Here is a 5,161-nt window from a genome sequence, read left to right on the forward strand (position 1 = left end):
GAGGGTGGGTACCCGGGTACCGGCGTACCGCGCCCCGAACCAGCTGCCCGCGTCCAGCCGGGCGATCTCGGCGGCCGTGAAGTCCTTGACCGCCCACGGTGCGCGGCCCGGGAAGACCTCCTCGGCATCGGTGGTCCGCTTCAGATCGGTGTCGTGGATGACGACGAGCACGCCGTCCCTGGTGAACTGGATGTCGTTCTCCACCCAGTCGAAGCCGAGTTCGGCGGCCTTGTCCACGGCCGCGAGGGTGTTCTCGGGGGCGTAGGCCGACGCGCCCCGGTGGGAGATGACGAGCGGGGCGCCGGTCCGGGCCGGGGCGAGGCCGCTCGCCGTCCGGACTCCGGTACCGGTGGCCGGTGTCGCGTGCCGGGCGGTGACGGAGCGGGTCGCCGTCACGGTGTGTCCGGCCGCGGTGGTGTCCGTGACCGGTGCACCGGTGTTCGACATCAGGAACGTGCCGGCGCCCAGCAGTGCGGCGGCAGCGACGGAGGCAGTTGCGGTGCCTGCGTACACGTTGACTCCTTGCGTCAGAGTTGCGGACGGCCCGAGGCTCGCAGCCGCCGCCGAACAAGGGACAGGCGAGGGATGGCCGCCATGTGAACGCACCCCGGGGACCGCGTCATGGGCCGGTGCCGCTGTCGATAAAATGCAGTTCTTCTGTTTGTTTGCCGGGCCTCGCGCCTTAGGGTCGTCCGCACCCGGGCTTCTGCGAAGGGCGTGTGTATGCAGGGCACAATCGACGGTTTCAGCTATGGGGCGGTGACCCCCGTCGCGGCGTTCCTCATGGCCTGCCTCGGCGCCGCACTGGGGCTGCGCTGCACCACCCGGTCCCTGCGCACGGAACGCTCCTTCAAGGCCGGCTGGCTAGCTCTCGGCGCGAGCTCCATAGGCTCGGGCATCTGGACGATGCACTTCATCGCGATGACGGGTTTCTCCGTCGAGGAGGTACCGATCGGCTACGACAAGCCGGTCACGTTCGCCAGCCTCGCCGTCGCGATCGTCATGGTCGGTGTCGGGATCTTCCTTGTCGGGTACCGGGGCGCCACCCCGATGGCACTGGTGACGGGCGGCACGATCACCGGACTCGGCGTGGCCACCATGCATTACCTCGGCATGACCGGTATGCGACTTGATGGGCAGTTCGAGTACGACACGATCACCGTGACGCTCTCCGTGGTCATCGCCGTGGTGGCCTCGACCGCCGCGCTCTGGGCCGCCGTCTCGATCCACGGCTTCCTGCCCAGCCTCGGTGCCGCCGTCGTGATGGGCGTCGCGGTCAGCGGAATGCACTACACGGGCATGGCGGCGCTCCGGGTCCACCTGCACCCCGCCACGCTCACCGGCACCACCACCGGCGACGCCCCGACCGGCCTCCTCGTGCCCATGCTGATCGGCCCGGCCTGCTTCCTGCTGCTCGCCGGGGTCGTCGTGATGTTCGACCCGCTGGTGGTGATGGGCACCCCGGACTGGGATGACGCCGCGGCCGGACGGGCCCTCGGTATCCCCGCCCAGCGCCAGGTACCCCGGTTCGGCACGCACGCCGACCCGGCGTCCTTCCACTCGCAGCGGCGCGACCCCGTGGAGCACCACGACCGCTGACCCGGCCCCGTTGTCAGTGGGGGGTCGTACGGTGGATGCATGCGGCCCGTTTCGAAGATCGAACGTTCGGTGGCGCCTTTCGAGGTCGTCAGTCCCTACCAGCCCAGCGGCGACCAGCCGACGGCCATCGCCGAGCTGGAGCGGCGCGTCAGGGCAGGTGAGAAGGATGTCGTGCTCCTCGGCGCGACCGGCACCGGAAAGTCGGCGACCACCGCCTGGATGATCGAGAAGCTGCAGCGCCCCACCCTGGTGATGGCGCCGAACAAGACCCTCGCCGCCCAGCTGGCCAACGAGTTCCGCGAGCTCCTGCCCAACAACGCCGTCGAGTACTTCGTCTCGTACTACGACTACTACCAGCCCGAGGCGTACGTCCCGCAGTCGGACACCTACATCGAGAAGGACTCCTCGATCAACGAGGAGGTCGAGCGGCTGCGCCACTCCGCGACGAACTCCCTGCTCACCCGGCGTGACGTCATCGTGGTCGCCTCCGTCTCCTGCATCTACGGACTCGGCACACCGCAGGAGTACGTGGACCGGATGGTCCAGCTCAAGGTGGGCGACGAGATCGACCGCGACCAGCTGCTGCGCCGCTTCGTCGAGATCCAGTACAGCCGCAACGACCTGGCGTTCGCCCGCGGCACCTTCCGGGTGCGGGGCGACACCATCGAGATCTTCCCGGTCTACGAGGAGCTCGCCGTCCGCATCGAGATGTTCGGTGACGAGATCGAGGCGCTCTCCACCCTCCACCCGCTCACCGGCGAGGTCATCAGCGAGGACCAGTCCCTCCACGTCTTCCCCGCCAGCCACTACGTGGCGGGACCGGAGCGCCTGGAGAAGGCCGTCGGCGGCATCGAGAGCGAGCTGGAGCAGCGGCTGGCCGAGCTGGAGAAGCAGGGCAAGATGCTGGAGGCCCAGCGGCTGCGGATGCGCACCACGTACGACATCGAGATGCTGCGCCAGATCGGCACCTGCTCAGGTGTCGAGAACTACTCGATGCACTTCGACGACCGCACCCCCGGCACCGCGCCCAACACCCTCCTCGACTACTTCCCCGAGGACTTCCTCCTCGTGCTCGACGAATCGCATGTCACCGTGCCGCAGATCGGCGCGATGTACGAGGGCGACGCCTCCCGCAAGCGGACCCTCGTCGACCACGGCTTCCGGCTGCCGTCCGCCCTGGACAACCGCCCGCTGAAGTGGGAGGAGTTCCTCGGCCGGATCAACCAGACGGTCTACCTCTCCGCCACCCCCGGCAAGTACGAGCTCTCCCGGGGCGACGGCTTCGTGGAGCAGATCATCCGCCCCACCGGCCTCGTCGACCCGGAGATCGTCGTCAAGCCCACCGAGGGCCAGATCGACGACCTGGTGCACGAGATCCGCAAGCGCACCGAGAAGGACGAGCGGGTCCTGGTCACCACCCTCACCAAGAAGATGTCGGAGGACCTCACCGACTACTTCCTGGAGCTCGGCATCCAGGTCCGCTACCTGCACAGCGACGTCGACACCCTGCGCCGCATCGAGCTGCTGCGCGAACTGCGCTCGGGCGAGTACGACGTCCTGGTCGGCATCAACCTCCTGCGCGAGGGCCTCGACCTGCCCGAGGTGTCGCTCGTGGCGATCCTCGACGCCGACAAGCAGGGCTTCCTGCGCTCGGGCACCTCGCTGATCCAGACCATCGGGCGCGCGGCTCGCAACGTGTCCGGGCAGGTCCATATGTACGCGGACAAGATCACCCCGGCGATGGCGCAGGCCATCGACGAGACCAACCGGCGCCGCGAGAAGCAGATCGCCTACAACACCGAGCGCGGGCTCGACCCGCAGCCGCTGCGCAAGAAGATCAACGACATCGTCGCGACGATCGCCCGCGAGGAGGTCGACACCGAGCAGCTGCTGGGCACCGGATACCGCCAGGCGAAGGGCACCAAGGCGGCCGTGCCCACGCTGGGTATCAAGGCCGGTTCCGCGAAGGCCAAGAGGGACGGGGCGGTGGTCACCGACCGCCCGGCCACCGAGCTCGCCGGGATCATCGAGGAGATGACCGACCGGATGCGTGCGGCCGCCGCGGACCTGCAGTTCGAGGTGGCCGCCCGACTGCGGGACGAGGTGGGGGAGTTGAAGAAGGAGTTGCGCCAGATGCGGGAGGCGGGCCTGGCCTGACCCCGTGGTGCGGGGTGTGTTGCAAGACCGACACAAAACGGCCCGGACCCGATGCGCCGGTGGCGCGACTGCGTAGGGTGCTGGAATCCGCGCAAGGACGGTTTGCGGGGAAAGCGGAGAGGGGACAGCGCGTGACGGTCAATATGACCAAGGGCCAGGCCATCAGCCTGCAGAAGAGCGACGGGGGGACCCTGACCGCGGTTCGGATGGGGCTCGGCTGGCAGGCGGCGCCGCGTCGCGGTCTGTTCGGTTCGCGCACCCGGGAGATCGACCTGGACGCCTCGGCGGTCCTGTTCGCCGACAAGCAGCCGGTCGACGTCGTCTTCTTCCGGCACCTCGTCAGCGACGACGGCTCGGTCAAGCACACCGGGGACAACCTGGTCGGCGGCGCCGGTTCGGGCGGCGACGACGAGGCCATCCTGGTCGACCTCCAGCGGGTGCCGGTCCACATCGACCAGATCGTCTTCACGGTGAACTCCTTCACCGGCCAGACGTTCCAGGAGGTACAGAACGCCTTCTGCCGCATCGTCGACGAGACCAACGGCCAGGAGCTCGCGCGCTACACGCTGGACGGCGGCGGGCAGTACACCGCCCAGATCATGGCGAAGGTGCACCGTGCGGGGAACGGGTGGCAGATGACCGCCATCGGCACCCCGGCCAACGGCCGCACCTTCCAGGACCTCATGCCGGCGATCCTGCCGCACCTGTAGGCAGAGCCGGACCAGCCGGTCCGTATCGGTACGCGCAGCTCCCGGAGGCATCGGCCGCCGGGAGCTGCACCGCATCGGGGCCCCGGCAGTACGCACGACCGGCGGCAGGCACGACCCTGCGGTACGCACGGCATGGCAGTACGCACGGCATGGCAGTACGCACGACATGCAGTACGCACGACATGGCACCGGGCGGTGCCGCACCGCACGCGGCACCGCGCCGCGCGGCAGCAACTCGTCGAGGGGACAGGGCAATGACGGCCGAGCTGGTCCGGGGGCAGAACCACACCTTGCCCCAGACCCGTCTGGAGATCCGGATATCGGCAGGTGCGCCCGTCGTGGCCGGGGCCACGCTCGGCGACGAGCACGGCACCGTGCACGGCGTCGAGCGGGTCGCCCACCCCGGCTCGCCGCAACTGCCGGGGCTCGAAGTGTCCAGGCAGGCCGCGGCCGACCACCGGCTCGCCGTCGACCTCGACGCCCTGCCCGACGGGGTGCACCGGGTCACGGTGCTGCTGGCCCTGCCACTGGAGGCGGGCGGCCCGACGAGCTTCGGAGCCGTGGCCGCGCCCTTCGTCGCCGTCACCGGACTCGACGGCGACGAGATCGCCACCTTCACCCTGACCGGCCTGGACACCGAGTCCGCGGTCGCCGCCCTGCCGGCGGTAGAGCCCCAGGGCGGCGACCGCGGACTC

The 5,161-nt window shown here is 69.5% G+C and carries 4 protein-coding genes and 1 pseudogene; 4 read left to right on the top strand and 1 reads right to left on the bottom strand.

Features of this window, described 5'->3' with window-relative positions:
• Nucleotides 1–513: glycerophosphodiester phosphodiesterase family protein (locus tag J1C73_RS18475; RefSeq protein ID WP_307797725.1), on the bottom strand; the 513-nt coding region annotated here is incomplete at its 3' end.
• Between the two features lie 210 nt (nt 514–723).
• On the opposite strand from J1C73_RS18475, the gene J1C73_RS18480 reads away from it, so the two are divergent.
• From J1C73_RS18480 to J1C73_RS18495, 4 genes and pseudogenes are all read left to right on the top strand, one after another.
• Entirely contained in the window at nt 724–1,599 is an 876-nt protein-coding gene (locus J1C73_RS18480; RefSeq protein ID WP_207317377.1) for an MHYT domain-containing protein, read from the top strand.
• A gap of 39 nt (nt 1,600–1,638) precedes the next feature.
• Nucleotides 1,639–3,756 (top strand): excinuclease ABC subunit UvrB, encoded by a 2,118-nt coding sequence (gene uvrB, locus J1C73_RS18485; RefSeq protein ID WP_123469313.1) that lies wholly within the window; start codon nt 1,639–1,641, stop codon nt 3,754–3,756.
• Nucleotides 3,757–3,887: 131 nt separating this feature from the next.
• Complete coding sequence (locus tag J1C73_RS18490) at nt 3,888–4,466, top strand: TerD family protein (RefSeq protein WP_123469311.1); 579 nt, start codon at nt 3,888–3,890, stop codon at nt 4,464–4,466.
• 254 nt (nt 4,467–4,720) lie between these two features.
• Nucleotides 4,721–5,161: pseudogene (locus tag J1C73_RS18495) on the top strand (TerD family protein); the annotation flags it as partial.

The sequence above is a fragment of the Streptomyces laculatispora genome (assembly GCF_017353455.1).
GTDB classification, from domain to species: domain Bacteria; phylum Actinomycetota; class Actinomycetes; order Streptomycetales; family Streptomycetaceae; genus Streptomyces; species Streptomyces laculatispora.

Excerpts from the sequence above, each read along its gene's own strand:
- J1C73_RS18480 (WP_207317377.1), top strand. The coding sequence starts at position 724 with ATGCAGGGCACAATCGACGGTTTCAGCTATGGGGCGGTGACCCCCGTC.
- uvrB (WP_123469313.1), top strand. The coding sequence starts at position 1,639 with ATGCGGCCCGTTTCGAAGATCGAACGTTCGGTGGCGCCTTTCGAGGTC.